Here is a 19,090-nt window from a genome sequence, read left to right as displayed (position 1 = left end):
GGTAGCTGCGTTCAAACGTCGCCTGCCACGCCCCAGCGACCCGGTCCGCCGTGGCCAGTTCAGTGCTGTGCCCGCCAACATCGACGATGGAAAGTCGGGGCTCCGACCCGAACGCGGGATCTTCCGCCACCGACAACAGCCCCAGCCTCGCCTCCTCCTCGCCCGACAGCACTTCGACCGGAGTTCCCTGGGCCGCGCACCGTGCCAGGAACGCGTCCGTGTTCGACGCGATGCGGGCGGCCATCGTCGCGCGCGCCGCCACGCGCTCCGCCCCGTGTTCCTTTGCAGCCGCGAACCCGTCGCGCAGAGCCGAAAGGGTCCGCTCCATCGCGTCCTCGGCCAGCACGCCCGAGACCCGGGTGCCCGATCCCAAACCCGTGACGGCCGACGATTCGAACACCACGTCCCAACCGTCGAGGATCGTGGTGAGGACGGAGTTCGAACCGACGTCGATGACCGTGACGCGCATGGCGTGAGCATACAAGAACCCCGACTTCTTACGGAAGAGTATCTTGGTTGTGAATTCATGTATAGTATGCAATACGATGTTTGCACACGCGACGTCCAAGGAGCGCCTCGGTTATGCGGCGCTTGCCACCGTGCTCTTGCTCTTCGCCGGGTACGTCGGTGCGCGCCACCTCAAACGCCCGGCCACGATCGCGGTCGAACAGGTCGCGCCGGCCCAAGGTTCGGTGGCCGTCGATGTGGCCGGGGCGGTCGCCAAGCCCGGGGTCGTCAGACTGCCTTCGGGCGCCCGCGTCCAAGCGGCGATCGATCGTGCGGGAGGGCCTACGGACCAGGCCGATCTGGCCCGGCTCAACCTGGCCGCCCCGCTCGTCGACGGTTCGCAACTCGTCGTGCCGACGAAGAACGATCAATCCACGAAGGTTGCGGACCGTTACGGGGGCGGGACCTCTTCCGCCTACGAGAAGGTCGAGCAAACCCTGCCCACGGCCCAATCGAACGGCGCCGGCGTCAGCCTGAGCCTCGCCAGCGCCAAAGAGTTGGAGTCCGTCCCCGGGATCGGACCCGCCACCGCGGCCCGCATCGTGGAGTACCGGGCCTCCCACGGAGGGTTCCGGTCGGTGGACGAGCTGATGGCCGTCAAGGGCATCGGCCCCAAGAAGCTGGAGCAGATGCGGCCCTACCTCAAGCCATGAGCGGCGTCAGCAGAAGTGGAACTCGGGCGCACTGAACATCAGCCGGACCACGGGCGCCAACGCGTTCGATGCCTTCTGGACATTCCCGAGCACGGCCATTCCGCCGCCCTTTTCAAAGGCCTCGACCAGCACGGAGCGCTGCTCGGGTCGGCAAGGCGCGTCGAACAGGTCGATCAAGACGTCCACGACACCCTCGGCGCTGGTCGCGCCGGCCTCCTTCGCACGCGCGACGAGGATCGCCGCGGTCCCCTGGCCCCGTCCGGGGCCCAACAGCGCGGTGGCCAGACGCTCGCGCTCGACCATCATCGCCGGGCTCACCCACGCGGTCCCCCAGTTCCAACCCGCGACGTCGGGCGGGTACAGCAACGTCATCCCCTGGCGGCGCATCGTGCCCAGCACGATCTCGGCGACGCCGTTCGTGTACTGCGGAATCGGCGTCGTCCAATCCGCGTTCGCCTCCCGACCCTGAAGCACACGGTCCCCCAACTCGAGCTGCCGAATGACCGCGACCGTGAAATCGACCGGGCTCTTCACCTGGCCCCGAACGCACCGCTCGCTCCAGAACTCCTTCGAGTTTGCGATCGACGCCAGAACGGCCTTGATGTCGCCCTTCGATGAACGGAAGACCTTGGCCGTCCGCTCGACGACCGACGGCTCGGGGTTGGGGTAGGCGAAGAACTCCCACAGCTTGGTCGCCAGCGCCTTCGCCGTCTCCGGCTTGTCGGCCAGCAGGTCGAGCAGCGTCTCGGTATCGAACGGCGCGCTCTTGCCCAGGATCGTCTTGACCCCCTCGTCGTGGTATCCCTCGCTGTACGACGAAGCGATCAGGGGCACGCCCTTCTCGACGGCCGCCATCAGCCGCGCCTTGGCCGTCGCTTGATTGCCGCCCTGGATGGCGGAACGGAGGCTCCAGCCAGTGAGGGCGCGCGCCGACTCCTGAACGTCCTTCTCCGTGTAGTTCCCGATCCCGATCGTGAAAAGCTCCATCAGTTCGCGCGCGTAGTTCTCGTTCGGGCTTCCCTTGACGCTCAAGTCGTTGTCCAGCCAGCGCAACATGGCCGGGTCCTTGGTCACGGCGCCGAGCAGCGTCCGGAAACGCCCGCCTGCGTGCGCGCGCAGAGCGTCCAGGTAGACGAGCAGCATCGGGCCCGACTCGACCTTCGATCCACTGACCGCGAAGTGGTCGTGCCAAAAGAGCGTGAGCTTCTCCTGCAGCGGCCGCTTGGTCATCAACAGGCGCAAAGCCCACCACCGAGCAATGCGGGCAGGGTCGGTTTGCACCTGGCCGTTGGTTTGGAAACAGAACTCCCACGGGCTGACCGGGAACCCTTCGTCGATCGAATCGTAGTCGAGCAACCGCGCCAAAGTGCCTTTGACGCCGAGCTTCTCACAAGCGTCCAGTTCGGAACGCGAGGCGCCAAGTCCGTAACGTCGCAACAGGTGGGCGACTTGCTCGCGGGTGGTCATGGCTGTTCGTGCAAGGCTCCTCTAGGATAAACCAACAAGAGCGCGGCTCCCAAAGGATTGGACCAAAATGTGGCGCGGCTTACGCGCCGAGTCCCCAGAAGGAGTAGGAACATCCATGACAACCCAACTCAAGATTCAAGGCATGTCGTGTGGCCACTGCGTCGCGGCGGTGAAGGGCGCCCTCGAAGGCGTCGCTGGAGTTCATCAGGCCGAAGTCACCCTCGAACCGGGCCGCGCGGTCGTCGATCACGAAAGCGACACCTCCGCCGACGCGCTCGTCGCCGCGGTCGTCGACGAGGGATACGGAGCGACCCGGGAGTGATATGGCCTCGCCCGAAACGACCGAGCTGAAGATCGAGGGGATGACCTGCGCGTCGTGCGTGCGTCGCGTCGAACGGGCTCTCTCGAAGGTGCCCGGCGTCGAAGAGGCGACCGTGAACTACGCGACGGAAAAGGCGAGCGTGGCGCACAGCCACGACGTCGACCGCGGCGCGCTGCGGGCTGCGGTCGAGAACGCCGGGTACGGAGTCGCCGATGAACCGCACGCCCCGGAGCACCATGGCGACGAGCACGCCTCGCACGTCGCGCCCGACGCGTACGGGCCCCTGAAGAAACAGCTCGCCAACCTGTGGACGGCCCTCGCCCTCACGGTCCCGATCGTGGCGGTATCGATGGCGTGGCACCCGCGGCCCGAGTGGGCGAACATGCTGCTGTTCGTGCTCTCGACGCCCGTGGTCTTCGGGTGCGGCCGGTCGTTCTTCACCACCACGTGGAAGGCGCTGCGCCACGGATCGGCCACGATGGACACGCTGATCGCGATGGGCGCGGGCGCGGCGTGGCTGTACAGCACGGTCTCGCTGGTCGTGTACTCGGGAAACGCGCACCACCAGAGCGAGCACATCTACTTCGAAACCGCGGCCGCGATCGTCACGCTGATCCTGACGGGCCGGTATCTGGAGTCTCGATCGAAGACGCGGATGTCCTCGGCGATCGAGACCCTCATGGGCCTCGCGCCCTCCACCGCGACCCGCATCGAGGCCGGGGTGGAGAAAGAGGTGCCCGTTGCCTCCCTCCAAGTCGGAGACCGACTTCGTGTGCGCCCGGGCGAGAAGTTCGCGGTGGACGGCAAAGTGGTCGAAGGGTCCTCGTATGTCGACGAGTCGATGCTCACCGGGGAACCCGAACCCGTGCCCAAAGGGCCCCAGGACACGGTCACCGGCGCGACCATCAACACGGGCGGCACGCTCGTGTACCAGGCCACGCACGTCGGAAGCGAAACGGCCCTTGCCCAGATCGTGAAGATGGTGGAGCGCGCCCAAGGGAGCAAGGCGCCGGTGCAGCGGCTGGCCGACCAGATTTCCGGAGTGTTCGTGCCGATCGTCATCCTCGTCGCCATCGGCACGTTCCTGACGTGGTGGCTGGCGTTGGGCGCCTCGTTCGGACAAGCGCTCGTGCCGGCGGTGACGGTGCTCGTGATCGCCTGCCCCTGTGCCCTCGGCCTCGCCACTCCGACGGCGATCATGGTGGGAACGGGCCGGGGCGCGAGCCTCGGCATCTTGATCAAAGACGCCTTGGTGCTCGAGCGATCCAGCGCCATCAAGACCGTCCTTCTCGACAAGACCGGCACCCTCACCCAAGGCAAACCCACCCTCAGCGACTTGGAAGAATGGGGAGAAGACCCCCTCGCCAATCCCGAACAAGCGGCATATCAGTCCCCCGGGGTGAGCATAGAATCCGGTCGACACGCGACAAGCGACAAACGACAAACGACAAACGCCTCCCCGCTCCTCGCCCTCGCCGCCTCGGCCGAGTCCGGCTCGGAGCACCCCGTCGCCCAAGCGATCGTCCGCGGCGCCCGCGAGCGGAACGTCCCCGTTGGCGCAGCCGAGGCGTTTCAAGCCTTGGAGGGACGCGGCATCGAGGCCACGGTTGACGGCAAGTCGATCCTCCTCGGCACCGCACGCCTGATGGAAGAACGCGGCGTCGATGTGCCCGAGGCAGCTCAGAGCCGACTCGCCACGCTTGAGAACGACGCCAAAACCGCCATGCTCATGGCTGTCGACGGCACGTTGGCCGCGATCCTGGCGGTCGCGGACGTCGTGTCTGAGCACAGCGTCCAGGCCGTCGACCAGCTGCGCGCGCTCGGGCTCGAGCCCATTATGGTGACGGGAGACAACCGCAGCACCGCCGAGGCCATTGCGGCCCAAGTCGGCATCGACGAGGTGGAGGCGCAGGTCCTCCCCGGCGACAAGGCAGACATCGTGCGCAAGCACCAGGCAAACGGACCGGTCGCCATGGTCGGCGACGGCATCAACGACGCCCCCGCCCTCGCCCAGGCCGACCTCGGGTTCGCGATCGGCTCCGGCACGGACGTCGCGATGGAGACCGCCGGGATTACCCTGCTTCGCAGCGACCTCAGAGGCGTGCCAACCGCCATCCGCCTCGCCCGCGCGACACTTGCCACCATCAAATGGAACCTCGTCTGGGCGTTCGGCTACAACGTCGTGATGATCCCGCTGGCGATGTCCGGGCGCCTCAGCCCGATGTTCGCCGCAGCCGCCATGGCCTTCTCAAGCGTGTCGGTGGTGTTGAACTCCCTCCGCCTGAAGGCCTTCAACTAACCACAAACCACAAACCAGGATCACTCCTCCCTCTTGGGCCACTCCCAATCCCTGCCGAGGAACACCCTGTTGATCCACCGCGTGAAGTCGTCCACATAGGTGTGCATGATCGGGATGTCGAAGAGGCTGAGGATCGTGCCCATCAAGAGCCCGCCCACCACGGCCATAGCCAGCGGCTGGTACGCGTCCAACCCGGTCTTCGGCGCGAACGCGATCGGCAACATGACGATGAGCGTGATGCCCACGGTCATGAGGATAGGCCGCAACCGGTCTGGACAGGCTCGGACGATCGCCTCGTCCCTCGGGACCCCGCGGTCGCGGTACTTCATGATCAGGTCGATGATGAGCACCGCGGTGGTGATGTCCATGCCCGTCAGCACGATGATGCCGAGGATCGACACCGTGGAGAACGCCTGCGACGCCAGCCACAAGGCAATGAACACGCCCGCCAGTTCCAAGGGAAGCGACGCGATCATCTGCAAGGGCTGCAGGAACCCGCGGAACTGGATCACCAGCACCAGGTACATCAAGGCGAGCGCGAGGAACAGCCCGTTCATTAGGCGGCGGAAGCTGTCCATCATCTGGGTCATGTCGCCGCGCATCTCCATGCCGTAGCCCGGCGGGAAGTTCACGGGCTCGATCCCGAGATCGCTATTGCCTCCGTAGGCGTACGCCACCAGGTTCATCACCACGTCCATGCTCGGCAGGTTGCCGATCCGGTAGTAACCCGTGACTCCAAGCACGCGCCTCAACCCGTCGTGCTCGATCGCCGTCGGCGCCTGGCTCCGCTCGATCGATGCGACCGACTTCAGCGGGATGGAATCGCCCGCTGGAGTCGAGAGGAGGAGGTTCTCCAAGTCGCCCTGCGACTGGCGGTCACCCTGCTCGTACCGGACGAGAATCGTGTTCTGGCGAAGGTTGGGCAGACGATAGAACTCGTCGGTCAGCCCCCCCTTGAGGGAGTAGTACGCCTGCTTGGCGATGGCATCCGGAGACAACCCCACCTCCTGGGCCTTCTGAGGGTCCACGTTCACCTGGAAGTCGGGCAACCCCATCGTCCAGGTCCGCGAGGGCTGGAACAGCTCCGGCATCTTCCACGCCACGGCCTCCACCTCCCGCCCCAAACGATCGAGCACGTGGAGGTCGGGCCCGTAGATGTTCACGTGGATGGGTGCCGCGGCCGTCGCCATCACGTCGGAGCCCATCTCCTTGATCTGCAGCCGCCTCAGACCCGGAATCGTGGCGTAGGCCTCCTTGTGGACCGCGTCCATCACGTCGAAAATCGTTCTCTTGCGCGTGTCCTTGTCGCTGAACGTCAGCATCAACGCGGCTCCGCTCACCTGCGGCATTTGATAGCCGGTGTAGAACGGGGTCCACGTCTCGAACATCGACTCCGCGCCGATTTCGATGCTCGCCTTCTCCAACTCTGGGTACTTGGCGAGGATGGTTTCGAGCTGCTTGACGGCGCCTTCGGTCCCCTCGTACGAGGTCCCCGGCTCCATCTCCAAGAACCCGACGGCTTGGCCGGTGTCGGCAAGCGGCATCATCTCGCTCCCGATGAAGTAGTAGAACGAGAAGCCGATGATGAGGACCGCCACCACGCGGGCGAAGTTGACGAACCGGTGCTTCAAGGTCCACTTGATCGCGCGGGCGTACCACGCCTCCAGCCGGTCGAGCCACCGCTGGAACGGGTCGAGCAGCTTGTAGAGCCAGCGAAGCGCCCAGTGCTTGCGGTCCTCCTCCCTAGCCTCCTCGTGCCTGAGGAGATTCGCGCAAAGGAGCGCGGTGAGGGTGAACGAGACGAGCATCGATGCCAAGAGCCCGAAGATCAGGGGCCACACCAGCTCGACGAACATCAGCCCCACGATCCCGCCCGAGAACAGCAACGGCATCAGCGCGAGAACGATCATCAAGGTCGAGGCGATCACCGCCACGCGCACCTCGGCGATGCCGTCGATGGTCGCGGTCTTGGGGTCCTTCCCCATTCTCAGGTGACGTTCCACGGCGTGGATGTCGATGATGCTGTCGTCCACCAACCGCCCAATGGACAGCAAGAGGCCGATAAGCGTGCCGCTGTTGAACGTCATGCCGAACGGCACCATCATCAGGATGGCGAGGGCCAGCGAGGTGGGCAGCGTGATCATCGCGATCACCGTTCCCCTCCATTCGCCAAGGAAGAAGATCACCGCGATTCCCGTGAGCAGGACGGCCAGCCCCAGCTCGTGCCACACGTTGTCGAACAGGATTTCCACGAAGTGGGCGTTGTCGTACGCGACGTCGAACTTCAACCCCGGGTTTTCGTTCTCCATCCGCTCGACGACCCGCATCACCGCCGGCACCACGCGGGCGGAGCTTGCGCCCGGGTTCTGGATCACCGAGATTTCGATCGCCTCCTCGCTGCCTCCGCCGGCTCCGTCGACGTTCGAGTAGTAGCGGTAGCCGCTGCGCTTTTCCCAGTGCGTGTCGTCCACGCGGGCCACGTCGCGGATGGAGACCACCCGGGGGGAAGCGCCCTTCTCGCCCACCTCGTGGATGGGGTAGTCGAGCAGTTCCTGGGCGGACAACGCCCGGGAATCGACCCTGACGATCGACTCCTTGTCGCCCTGCGTGAGGATCCCCGAGGACTGGGTCACGTTCGACCGATCGATCGCGTCCCGCACGTCGAGGATCGACAGACCGTATCCCGCCAGCTTCTCGCGGTCCACCACCACCTGGAGCTGGCGCCGGTAGCCTCCAAAAGGAACGACCGAGTAGACGTCGGTCACCTCCTTCAAGCGGCGCACCACCTCGTTGTCCGCGTACTCGCGCACGCGAGCGGGGCTCCAGCCCTGGTCCTGATCGCCCGTCAGCGCCAACGACACCACGGGGAGGTTCAGGGGATCGATCGGCACGACAAAGGAGGGTTTGAGGTTGGCGCCAGTCGCGGGCAGGTTGGACTGGGTGACGTTCATCAGGGACTGCACGTCCACCAGCGCACGCTCCATGTCCGTTCCATAGGGAAACTCGAGCGTGACGATCGAGAACCCGTCCTGCGAGGTCGACCGGATGTACCGGACGCCCTTGAGGTTCACCAACTGCTCCTCGATGGGCTTGCTGATGTACAGCTCCATCTCCTGGGTGGAGAGCCCCGGCATCATCGTCACGACCCCGATCATCGGACTCTCCACATAGGGCGCGAAGCGCTTGGGAATGAGTTGGGTAATGGCGAGCCAGGAGAGCGCGAGCACCCCGACGAAGAAGGCGATCACCGCGTAGGGGTGCTCGATCGACCACTTGTGGATCAGGTGCAGCGGGTTCGGCCGCTTCGTGCCGTACTGGAGGGCCGGTTTCAACGGACCACCACCTTCCCGCGCAGCATGTCCATGGCGCAAGTGAACCTCAGATCGCCTCCCTTGGTCGGCGTGAAGGTCACCTCGACGGGTTCGTTCAGCGGGAGCGGCTTGTTGATCCCCAGGTCGGGGAAGAGGATCTCGTTGCCGCACGTCTGGTCCGTCCGCCGAATGAAGGTGATCGTGACGGGCTTGCCCAACTCGACGGTCACCGTCGACGGTTTGTAGCCGCTCGTGGTCACTTCGACCACCGGGCCCCGGCTCTCGATCTTGGGAAGAGGCGTCATGACCTCGCCACCGTCGCGCAAGTAGGCCGCTCCTTGGGTCACCACCATCTGGCCGGGTTCCAGAACACCGGTCACCTCGCGGCGTTTGCCGTCCGAATGGCCAAGCTCCACTTCGATGCGCTTGACCGTGAACCGGCCCGTGTCGTCACCCGGCTTGGCGACCCACACGAACGACTCGGGCAGACCCGGCTCGCCAGCCCCGTGCTGCACGGCCTCGGCGGGAACGGTGAGCGCTTCGGCCACCCGGCCCACCTCGATCTGCATCTCGACGAACTGGCCGGGCGAGAACCGCCCATCGGCGTTCGGCCAAACGACCTCGACCACGCCGGTGCGCGACCGAGGATCGAGGGCTGGAGCAACCGAACGCACCTGGGACCGGATGGGGACTCCCTTTCCCTCGGGATCGCGCACGGTGACCGGATCGCCCACGGAAATCCGGTCGATATCCTCCATCGCCACGTTCGCCTGAAGGCGGATGGGGGAGACCTGGGCCACCTTCAGGACGCTCTGGCCCGGCGCCACCAAAACGCCCGGGCTGATCACGCGCTGGGTGATCACGCCGTCGACCTCCGCTCGGATCTCGCTGTATCCGCGCTGGGCCGCGGCGCCGTTGTAGCTGGCGCGCGCCTGAGCCACGCCCGCGCGCTCCTTCGCGATCGACTGCTTGGCCGCCGCGGCCGCACTCTCCCTCGCCCGGATCGAGGCCTGGGCGGCCCGCACGTCCGCCTTCGTCTGGGCGACGCGCCGCTGCGCGGCAACGATCATCGAGTCCGCCCTCGTCACCATCGAGCATGCGGCCGCGACCTTGGCTTTGGTCTGCCTCACCATGGACTGGGCTTGTTGGAGCTTGGCTTGGGCGTCGGCGTTTTCAGACTCGGACTGCTGGAGTTCGGACGGGCTGATCGCGCCTTTGGCGAACAGCTCGCGGTCTCTTCGCAGCTCCTCCGCACGGAAGCGAGCGCGCTCCGTAGCGGAATCCACCTCCGCCACGGCCGAGGGAACCTCCGACTCGGCAACGGCAAGTCCCGCTTCCGCGGCGCCCCGGTCGGCGCGTGCCGCTTCCAGCATCGCTTCGGCCTCGTCCACCTTGCCCTCCCTTGCCCCAAGTTCGGCACGGGCTTCCGCGACCTGCTGCAGCGTCGTCTCATAGGTGTTGGCGGCGACTCCCACCCCTTGCGTGGCGACGTCGGCCATCGCGGCTCGCTCGGCGAGTTGGGGATCGAGCTGCGACGTGTCGAGCCGTGCGAGCACCTGGTCCTTCTTCACCGCGTCGCCCACGTAAAAAGGCATCCACACGATGACGCCGCCGACCCGGGCGTTGACATCCTGCTCCACGTAGCCGACCGCCTGGCCGGTGTACGTGACCGTCTCGGCGAGGGGTCCGCGCGTCACATCGCCGAGACGGACGGCGGTCATGCCCGGCGGGGCTGGGGTGCTCATGTCCATCACCTGCGCCTCCAGAGGCGTCATCGCACCTTGCCGCCGCAGATTGTTCACCGCGTAGACCGCGCCGAAGAGCAACACGAGGAGGAGGGTCAGGCCCCCGATCGTCCCGCGGTTCATCGCCGCGCGAACGTTCATCCGTTCGCCCGCCCGACGCATCCTCGCAACCACGAACACGACGACGGCCAAGCACAGCAACCACGGAAGCACGGTGAAGCCGCCTTGCGAGGCGGTGTCCTGCCCGGTCTGGAGCGGAATCACGGTGGTTGCGGAGCCTTGGTCGCCCGCAATGCGCACGGTGACCTCGTAGCCGCCCGCCATCGGGAACGCCGCCTGCATGGAGTAGCCCCCCGGTCTGCCGGGAACGGGGGCCGCCCGCTGCTCGCGCTCGCCCATGAACATCCCCGGCATGGAAGCGAGCACCCTCACGTCGAGGTCGTCGAGGGGCTTGCCGGCGGGATCGGTGATCTCGAGCGTGAGCTTGGCCGGCCCGACGGGAACGACCGCGGGCTGGGTGGAGAGGTGGATCCGATACGAGCCCGCCTCGCCCTCCAGCGAGGCCAAGGCGAGGACTGCGAGACTGGCCAAGAGGGACAGCAGGAGGATTTTCGAAAGTGAGATCACGCGATTCATCGGTTCTCCGACTCCTTGGGAATGGCGATTCCTATCGCCCGGTCGAGGTGCGCCAGGGCAAGCCCCTGGTCGTAAAGCGCCAGCGCGCGGTTGGAACGCGCCCGAGTCAGGCTGGTCAGGGCGTCGAGCTGCTCGACGAGGATGCCCTTACCCGTTTGCACGCGCAGGGCGATCACGTCGTAAGCCGCCTGCGACGCCGCCAGCTCGGCCTCGGCGGATTCGAGGTTGCGATCGGCGGTCTCAAGATCGAGCCATGCCTGGCGCACCTCTTTCTCCACCTGAAGCCTCACCCGGTCCACCTCCGCCTGGGCCTGTGCGACGATCGATCGCGCGCCCGCGGCTTCCGCGCTCCGTGTGCCTCCGTCGAAGATCGGCACGCTGACAACCACCCCAAAGGTGACCCCCGCCTGCCGTCCCATGGCATCTCGTGGCGAAAACGCGTCGCCCATGGCGAATCCGTAGATTTGGGGATGGAGGGCGCCGGAGGCCGATTCGGCATCGCCGCGCCCAGCCTCCAAGCGGCGTCGCGCCGCTTGGAGCTCTCCGCGGGCGGCGTCTGCCTGGGCCAGGCTGTACTCCAGGGTGGGCCTGGGCCGGGTGCCTTCGAGCGCATCCGCGAGTTCGGGGCTCTGATCCAGCGGCGCACCCATGGTCTCCAAGAGGTCGAGCAGCGCCTTGCGGCGCGCGTTCTCCGCCGAGGTTTCGCCGCGCCGGGCTTCCGCAAGCTCGGCCTCCGCCCGCTGCACGGTCGCCTCGATGCCGCGTCCCGCCTCCATCTGGGCCCGCGCGTTGGCGACCATCGCCTCGGCCGCGCGCACCCGCGCCTGTTGCGTGGCGACCAGATCGGCGCCGACCAACGCGCGAAGGTAGGCCTCTCGGATACGAAGCGAGACTTCTGCGCGGGCATCGGCGGTCTCCGCCCGAGCCGCCCGTTCGCGCGCGGAGGCTGCGGCCGCCTTTCCGGACAGCCAGCCGCCCGTGTGGAGCGGCGCCATCAACATCAGGTTCGCATCGAAGAACTCGCCTTGGGGCGCGCGCACCATCGACGCAGGATCGACGCCCATCGCCGACCGGAGCATGTTGGGCATGTCGCCCTGCGAAGCCCAGGCCGAGGCCGAAAGCTGGGGCAACAGGCGCCCCTTGGCAGCGTTGGCGTCGGCCCGGGCTGCGGCAACGGCCGCTTCGCTCGCACGGAGGACCGGGTTGTGCTTCTGGCCATACGCGAGCGCGTCGGCAAGGGAGAGCGGTTGCGCCCACCCCTGCGCGCACGTCGCGAGAGTCGCGAAGACGATGAGGTGCTTCATCGTTTCACCTCCATGCGTTGCGCCGGCGTCAGCACGGCGAAGGCTTCCTGCCAGGCCTGCTCGCGTCGCCCTCCGTACTCCCGCGAGAGCTCGGAGTAGTGCCCGAGTTCTCCCTGAAGCGAAGCGAGCGAGCGGTGGGTCCCCGCCGCCTCGTTCAGGAAGGCGGTCTCCTTGCGCATGCGCGACTCCAGGTCGCGCTTCTCCTTGGCCCAAGCCGCGACGATCGCCTCAATGCGCGTCCGCTGCTCAGGGCTGAGATCGGCGAGTGCCAGAAGGCCCGCGGGTTCGGGCACGGAGAGTTGGGCGGAGGTCGAGGGGATCGTGGGGCGCTCCACGGGCTGAAGCCGGCCTTGGGCGTCGGCCTCGAAGTATCGGGGCTGCGAAGGCGTGGGTTGCGTGAAAGCGCGGTAGGCGCCGAACGCGACGAGACCGACGATCATCGCGATCGTGCCCGGTCCGAAGAACGCGCGGCGTCCCGAGGGTTTGCTGTTCAAATGTCCATCTCCAAGTGCGGTAAATGACTGGCGAGAGGGCCAGGAGCACTTGGATCAGGTGAGAACCTCGAAGCAAAGCGCCCCGGCGCGACGACGACCCGGCAGACCAAGGGCCTGCCGAGCGTTACGCGGCGGGGGGAGCGCGACCAAGATCGGGGGATCGCCCGACGCTGGGGGGCGACTGTTCCCGCGGGACGATCTCCGGCGCGGCCTCGGCGAGAGCGGCGATGGTGGGAAGCGCGGGGACTTCCGAAGGAAGTGCGAGAATCGGATGGGCGTCGAAGCTCGACGGCGCCACATAGTGCACCTGCACGGTGTCGTGCGCAGCGCGAATCGTGCAGCGGCATTTGGCGTCGGTCGCGGACGGAGCCTTCTCACCGCAGCAAGAGGTCTTGGGCCTTGCGTGCATCGGACACGCTTCGCCGCAAACTGACGTGGAGCACAACATCGCCCCCAGAACGGGCAACGAAGTGCCCGTGGCGACGATGAGCGCCAAGAGGAGCCGGCCGACGATCGAGAGGTGACGGAGAATCCGCACGTGGTCCCATTGTAACACTCGGCGAGTGTCCTTCGTTCCCTTAGTTCCAACAGTCCATCGTTTCATGGGACGACCTAGCGTAACCCGATCGCGCAAGAGGTCAGCTATGATCGCAGTCATAGCCCAACCGGGCCGAGAGAACGGAGAATGGGTCTGACGGGCTTCGAACACTGGCGTCATGTCCGGCGCTTCGCGCGGCTCGCAACGGCGAACGAACATTGAATCATCCGCGCATTATTCAGGGGGGAATGGGAGTAGCGGTCTCCGGGTGGCCGCTCGCACGCGCCGTGTCGAAGCGCGGTCAGCTTGGGGTCGTTTCCGGAACCGGGCTGGACGCGGTCTTTGCCAGGCGCCTTCAACTTGGCGACGTGGGCGGGTTCATGCGATTGGGGCTCGACGCGTTTCCCATTCCGGAGATTGCCGAGCGCGTCTGGTCGCGCTACTTCGTCGAGGGCGGCAAGCGTCCCGGCGCCCTCTTCAAATCCAAACCGGTGCCCTCCCTGCACCCGAGTCGCGCGCTCACGGACCTCACGGTGGTCGCGAGCTTCGTCGAGGTGTTTCTCGCCAAGCACGGCCACAGTGGATTGGTGGGCATCAACCTGCTCGAAAAGATCCAACTCCCCACGCTTCCGGCGTTGTTTGGGGCGATGCTCGCGGGCGTGGATGTCGTCTTGATGGGCGCGGGCATTCCCCGCGCCATTCCCGGCGCGCTCGACAAGATGGCCGCGCTGGAGCCCACCGAGCTGAGAATCGACGTCGTAGACGCCCTGCCCGAAGAGGTCTTCACCTCCAAGTTCGACCCGCGCGAGTACTGTCCCGACTCGAATCCCCTCCAACGACCCAAGTTCTTCGCGATCATCGCGTCCAGCACCCTTGCGCAAACCCTGGTGAAACGCAGCACGGGCCGCGTGGACGGGTTCGTCGTCGAAGGCCCGACCGCGGGGGGCCACAACGCCCCGCCCCGGGGAAAGGGCGAGCTGAGCGAGAAGGGCGAGCCCGTCTACGGTCCCCGGGACGTGCCCGATCTCGAGGCGATTCGCGAGCTCGGTCTCCCCTTCTGGATGGCGGGCTCCTACGGCTCCGCCGAGGGGCTTCGCGAGGCGGAAGAGGCGGGAGCCCAAGGGATCCAGGTGGGAACGGCCTTCGCGTTCTGCGAGGAGTCGGGGATCGACGCCGAGATCAAGGCGCAGGTGGTCCAGGGCGCCTTGGACGGAACCCTGCACGTGCGCACCGACGCGCGCGCCTCGTCCACCGGTTTCCCCTTCAAGCTCGTGGAGCTGCCCGGGACGCTGTCGGACAAGCGCGTCTACGAGCAGCGCGAACGCATCTGCGACCTCGGATTCCTCCGACAGGCCTATCGCAAGCCCGACGGAACGGTCGGCTTCCGGTGTTCGGCCGAACCCGGGGAGGAGTTCGTGGAGAAAGGCGGCGACCCGGAGGCCGTCGCCGGACGGCTTTGCCTTTGCAACGGGCTCCTCGCCACGGCGGGGTTCGCGCAACGGCGCAAGGACGGGTCGGTCGAGCCCCCGATCGTGACCGCAGGCGACGACGTGGCGAACCTCGGGCGCTTCCTGCGGCCGGGGCAAACCTCCTACACCGCCGACGACGTTTTGGACTCGCTGCTGGGCGGCTAGCGGCCGAACCGAAGGATCGTCTGACGGTGCTTCGTCAACGTAAAGGCCAAGTGCAGCCGATAGCCCGAGGCCAACTTCTCCGAGGACACGAGCCGCACCGGCACCTCGGCCATCTTGCCCTTCTTGTCCGCCTGAGCCGTAATGGTCTTGGGCAAGGTGGCGACGGTCACGGTGAGGTTGCCTAGTTCGAGATCGGAGTCGCAGTAGCTTGAAACGATCGCGTGGTCGCCATCCTCCGTCACATCGATCGCGTTGAGCGGGACTACGGTCGCGTCCATCACGCCGTCCTTCACGTGCACCAGAACGAAGTGGAAGAAACCGCCTTGCTCCGGAGGCGCGTCCAGCGGCGCCCCCGCCCCGCCTGCGATGAAATACTCGACACCCCCGCGGGTTTGGTGGTTGAAGACGTGGTCGTGCCCTTCGAATACCGCCTTCACGTTCGATTCGGAGAACTTGGTCACGAGTTCGGGACCTTGTTCCACGGTCTTGCCGGGCTCGTCGTTGCCTTCGCGGGCGATGATGGGGTGGTGCCCGAAAACGAACGACGGCCTCTTGTCGGCGAGCTGTCCGTTCAACCACGCGTACTGATCGGGTCCAAGTTTCGCTGGGAAGGCGGCACTATCGGTCGAGAGGGCAATGAAGCGGCACCCCCCGAACTCGAACGAGCCGTAGAGGGGGCCGAACTGCTTGATGTACTCCATTTCGAACTCGGGTTTGCCCGCGATCTCGTGGTTGCCCGGCGCGTTGAAGAACGGCACGCCGATCGCACCGATCAGCGGTTTGATCGCCGCACACTCGGCACGGTACTGCTCCATCGACTCCTCGTTGCCATAGAGGAGATCGCCGGTCGAGAGCACGAAGTCGGGATGGATCCAGGCCACCTCGCGGAGAATCTCCTGGAACACACGCGTCGGAGGAAGCCCCGCTCCAGCCGGCCGGTTGTCTCCAAGGGCGACGAATGTGAACTCCGTCTTCGAGGGCCCCAGGGGTATGTGGTTGATCGGCGGAAACACGCCTTGGGCTCTGCAGACGGTTGCCAAGACAGTCGCCGCCAGCGCAGGCAGACCGCGTCGCGTTAAGAGTCGGGGTTTGATCATGGAGTCACGTGTCGGCGGTCCGGGGCAGGGCGGACACGGCCCTCCTCACAAGGGCCGTGTCCACGGGGAGTTCAGTTCGAGCACGGGCCGCCGTTGTACGGCGCGTACGCGGGATAGAAGTGGTCCCCGTACTGGTACTTGTCGGGATTCAGGGTCTGGGCGAGCCGCTGCCAGCGCGCGTGACCGTCTGCATAGGCGTAGTTCGCTCCTTCCTTGTGGCGGTCCCACTTGACCCGCACCACGTCGGCCTTGTCGTTGCTGTCGAGCGCGTTGTGCTGCGCGATGAACTCGGGGGTCCAAAACGCGAAGTTCATCGACGTGATGATCGCGTACTGCGGAGCGATCTGCGTGGAGCCAGGGCACGGCTGCGAAGGGTTGAATCCACTCAAGCCCTTGTGCTTGCCGATGACCACTCCGGAGTCGGTCTTCTCGCGTCGCTCGGCGACGGCGATGGTGTCCGCCGGCGCTGGCAGGACCGTCATGCTGACCGGGAGCCAGTCGTGCGCAGGCATGAGGTTGTAGTTCGGGATGTAGCTGTACTCGGGCGCCTGCCAGTCGCAGTACATCTGGCCCGCGGCATTGAGCATGCCCAGGTCGGCCGTCCCGTTCGGCGCCGGATACTTCGGCTTCACGGGAGTCCCGTCGCTCGGGCACGCGAAGATCTGGTAGTTCTTGATGTACGGTTGCATCAGGTAGGTCCAGTGGATCTGGTACCGCCCGCCTGGGTTGAACGGCTGCGGCGTCGCCGAGGTTTCCCAGCTCGTTTGTGGAGCGGTGTCGTCGTAGTCGCCGGCATAGAGATAGACGGCGATGGCGACCTGTTTCATGTTGGAAAGGCAGCTCACTTTCTTCGCCGCCTCCTTCGCTTGTGCGAAGACGGGGAAGAGGATGGCGGCCAGGATCGCAATGATCGCGATCACGACGAGCAGTTCAATCAACGTAAATGCCTTTTTCATTTGGGGGTACTCCCGAAGGAATTTGGGAGGCCCAGGTTAAGCAGAAGTTATTAACATGATTTCTTAATCTTGAGCTTGCTCAGGAAGCGTCGAAGCCCTGCCCTTTGTTAAAGGTTGCTATGGTCGCCACACCCTCAGCGATGTTCCTTTCGGGCCCCATCGGCATGGCACAGGGGTGACAGCAGGTGGTGGTTGCCCGCGCGGCAACTTGCAATCCGTGTTTCAACGTAGCCATTCTCAAGGGAGGACGCCCTCGTTGGGGCGCCCCCTGATCGAGACCGGCACCGCGATTGCGCGGCCGCCCCCGCGGGGCAATCGCCGGACTCCACGAGGATTCCATGCCAGCCGACTCCAACCCAACCCCCAACGCCTTCGATCCACCTGTCCGCCCCGCTCCGAACCGGTGGCCCCTCGGGGTCGCCGTCCTGGCGATCGTTGCCCTCGCGATCTGGTTCTTCTTCTTCCGGAAGGTGGAGACGCCCGATCTCAAGGTCTATCGCGTCGCCGAAGTCGGACGAGGCGAGGTGGCGTCGACCGTCGTCGCCACGGGAACTTTGCAGCCGTGGACCCTGGTGGACATCAAATCCAAGGCGGGTGGCCGCGTGGACGAGATGGCCGTCGAAGTGGGCGACGTGGTGAAGGAGGGGCAGATCTTGGCGCGCATCGATCCGTCGGACTCTCAGCTCGCGGTCGACCAGGCCGAGGCCGAACTGCGCTCGGCACGAGCGCGCCGCGACCAAAGCAGCGAAACCCAGGGGCTTACCGCCGTGCAAACGTCGACCGCCAAGACGGACGCCCAGGCGCGGCTCAACAGCGCGCGCGCAAGTTTGGAGTCCGCCAAGGCCCGACTTCGGTCCGCGCAAGACGCCGCCAAGGCCCAACCCATCCAAACGGAGTCCGCCATCCAGGCGGCCGAGCAGTCGTATCGCGCCGCCCTCGAAGCGCGCCAGCAGCTCGATCTGCAGCAGGCGAACCAACGCGCGGAGACCGCCGCGGCGCTCAAGCGCGCCATCGAGTCCCAGTCCGCGGCCCAGGCGGAGTTCGAAAGGCAGAAGGAGCTCGCCGCGTCGGGCTACGTCGCGCCGCGCGTCGTCGAACAAGCCAAGGAGGCGTTGGCAAGCGCCGACGCTCAGCTCGCCGTGGCCCGCACGGCGTCGAACACCCTGCCGGACACGCAGCGCTCAGCCCGGAACGTCTCGGACGCGCAGGTCGCTCAGGCCAAGGCGCAGCTCGAGTCGGCCAAGGCGCAGCGAGTGCAGATCCAAGCGCGCAAGAACGATCTCGAGATTGCCCAATCCGATCTGCTTTCCGCCCAACAATCGGTGCGCCAGGCCGAAGTCGCTCTCAAGAGCGCGGAGGCCGGCCTGCGCAACAACACCATCCGCAAGCTCGACATCACCGCCTCGGACGCCGCCGTGTTCCGTGCCGAGGCAAGCCTCGCCAACGCGCAGAAGACGCTGGACTCTACGACCCTGCGCGCCCCCTCCGAGGGCGTCGTGCTGCAGAAATACGTCGAGCAGGGCACCATCATCACCTCGGGCCAATCGCTCAGCTCCCCCGGCACCTCGATCCTGCAGCTGGGCGACGTGTCGCGCATGTACGTCAACGTGCTGGTGGACGAGACCGACATTGGTCGCATCCGCGTGGGCCAGGAGGCCGAGATCGACGTGGACGCCTACCCTGGAGCCCCCTACAAAGGCAAGGTGATCCGGATCGAACCGCGGGCCCAACTCGACCAGAACATCACGACGGTCGCCGTCCGGGTCGAGGTCGAGAACACGGGAGATGACTTCCGCAAACTCAAGCCGAGCATGAACGCCACGTGCACCTTCGTCGTGGAACAAGCTGAGGACGCGATCCGCATCCCACCCGGCGCCATCCAGCGCGACGACCAAGGGTCCTTCGTGCTCGTGATCCTCGACTCCAAACCTTCGGAGAACCCCGAGATGGTGCAACTGCTCCGCAGCGAGAAGCGACGGATCAAGACCGGAATCGAAGGCGACACGTTCGTCGAGGTGACGTCGGGGCTGAAGGAGGGCGAGAAGCTCGCTTTCGATCCCGTGGACCTTTCGGAGGAGAACTCGGGCATGCGCGGATTCGGCGGCGGCTTTGGAGGCAGGAGGTAGC

General features: G+C 66.1%; 14 protein-coding genes. 5 read left to right on the top strand and 9 right to left on the bottom strand.

Annotation, left to right across the window (positions count from 1 at the left end; genetic code table 11):
- Window positions 1-469, bottom strand: a 469-nt coding sequence (locus M9921_13410; GenBank protein MCO5297844.1) for a hypothetical protein, incomplete at its 3' end; no start/stop codon positions are given.
- A gap of 76 nt (window positions 470-545) precedes the next feature.
- Here M9921_13410 and M9921_13405 point away from each other — a divergent pair.
- Window positions 546-1,160: a helix-hairpin-helix domain-containing protein gene (locus tag M9921_13405; protein ID MCO5297843.1), complete on the top strand. Its 615-nt coding sequence runs from the start codon at window positions 546-548 to the stop codon at window positions 1,158-1,160.
- Window positions 1,161-1,166: 6 nt separating this feature from the next.
- On the opposite strand, the gene M9921_13400 is transcribed toward M9921_13405, so the two are convergent.
- Entirely contained in the window at window positions 1,167-2,627 is a 1,461-nt protein-coding gene (locus M9921_13400) for a DUF1800 domain-containing protein (protein MCO5297842.1), read from the bottom strand.
- A 115-nt stretch (window positions 2,628-2,742) separates the two neighbouring features.
- Between M9921_13400 and M9921_13395 the strand changes: the two genes are divergently transcribed.
- Window positions 2,743-2,949 carry a cation transporter gene (locus tag M9921_13395; GenBank protein MCO5297841.1) on the top strand — a complete coding sequence of 69 codons (207 nt, stop codon included), beginning with the start codon at window positions 2,743-2,745 and terminating at the stop codon, window positions 2,947-2,949.
- Window position 2,950: 1 nt separating this feature from the next.
- Window positions 2,951-5,248, top strand: a complete 2,298-nt coding sequence (locus tag M9921_13390; protein ID MCO5297840.1) for a heavy metal translocating P-type ATPase — start codon at window positions 2,951-2,953, stop codon at window positions 5,246-5,248.
- A 20-nt stretch (window positions 5,249-5,268) separates the two neighbouring features.
- Here the strand turns inward: M9921_13390 and M9921_13385 are convergent, their stop codons facing one another.
- The 5 genes from M9921_13385 to M9921_13365 all read right to left on the bottom strand — a co-directional run bounded on the left by M9921_13385 (window position 5,269) and on the right by M9921_13365 (window position 13,276).
- Window positions 5,269-8,580 carry an efflux RND transporter permease subunit gene (locus M9921_13385; GenBank protein ID MCO5297839.1) on the bottom strand — a complete coding sequence of 1,104 codons (3,312 nt, stop codon included), beginning with the start codon at window positions 8,578-8,580 and terminating at the stop codon, window positions 5,269-5,271.
- Window positions 8,577-10,940, bottom strand: coding sequence for an efflux RND transporter periplasmic adaptor subunit (locus M9921_13380; GenBank protein ID MCO5297838.1), 2,364 nt, complete (start codon window positions 10,938-10,940; stop codon window positions 8,577-8,579). Before M9921_13380 ends, M9921_13385 begins: the two co-directional genes overlap by 4 nt.
- Window positions 10,937-12,244 (bottom strand): TolC family protein, encoded by a 1,308-nt coding sequence (locus tag M9921_13375; GenBank protein MCO5297837.1) that lies wholly within the window; start codon window positions 12,242-12,244, stop codon window positions 10,937-10,939. Before M9921_13375 ends, M9921_13380 begins: the two co-directional genes overlap by 4 nt.
- On the bottom strand, window positions 12,241-12,738 hold the full coding sequence (locus tag M9921_13370; GenBank protein MCO5297836.1) for a hypothetical protein: 498 nt from the start codon (window positions 12,736-12,738) through the stop codon (window positions 12,241-12,243). The genes M9921_13375 and M9921_13370 overlap by 4 nt, the downstream gene beginning before the upstream one ends.
- Before the next feature lie 124 nt (window positions 12,739-12,862).
- Window positions 12,863-13,276, bottom strand: a complete 414-nt coding sequence (locus M9921_13365; GenBank protein MCO5297835.1) for a hypothetical protein — start codon at window positions 13,274-13,276, stop codon at window positions 12,863-12,865.
- Window positions 13,277-13,524: 248 nt separating this feature from the next.
- Here M9921_13365 and M9921_13360 point away from each other — a divergent pair, with 248 nt between their 5' ends.
- Complete coding sequence (locus tag M9921_13360) at window positions 13,525-14,910, top strand: nitronate monooxygenase (GenBank protein ID MCO5297834.1); 1,386 nt, start codon at window positions 13,525-13,527, stop codon at window positions 14,908-14,910.
- Here the strand turns inward: M9921_13360 and M9921_13355 are convergent.
- On the bottom strand, window positions 14,907-16,007 hold the full coding sequence (locus tag M9921_13355; GenBank protein MCO5297833.1) for a metallophosphoesterase: 1,101 nt from the start codon (window positions 16,005-16,007) through the stop codon (window positions 14,907-14,909). The genes M9921_13360 and M9921_13355 overlap by 4 nt on opposite strands.
- Window positions 16,008-16,078: 71 nt before the next feature.
- Window positions 16,079-16,963 (bottom strand): DUF1559 domain-containing protein, encoded by an 885-nt coding sequence (locus M9921_13350; GenBank protein ID MCO5297832.1) that lies wholly within the window; start codon window positions 16,961-16,963, stop codon window positions 16,079-16,081.
- A gap of 338 nt (window positions 16,964-17,301) precedes the next feature.
- On the opposite strand from M9921_13350, the gene M9921_13345 reads away from it, so the two are divergent.
- A complete protein-coding gene (locus M9921_13345; GenBank protein ID MCO5297831.1) occupies window positions 17,302-19,089 on the top strand; it encodes an efflux RND transporter periplasmic adaptor subunit in 1,788 nt (595 codons plus the stop codon).
- Window position 19,090: the final 1 nt, after the last annotated feature.

This window comes from Fimbriimonadaceae bacterium (assembly GCA_023957775.1).
GTDB lineage: Bacteria > Armatimonadota > Fimbriimonadia > Fimbriimonadales > Fimbriimonadaceae > JAMLGR01.
Note: the sequence above shows the minus strand (reverse complement) of the source record. Positions and strands in the feature narration are given on the sequence as shown.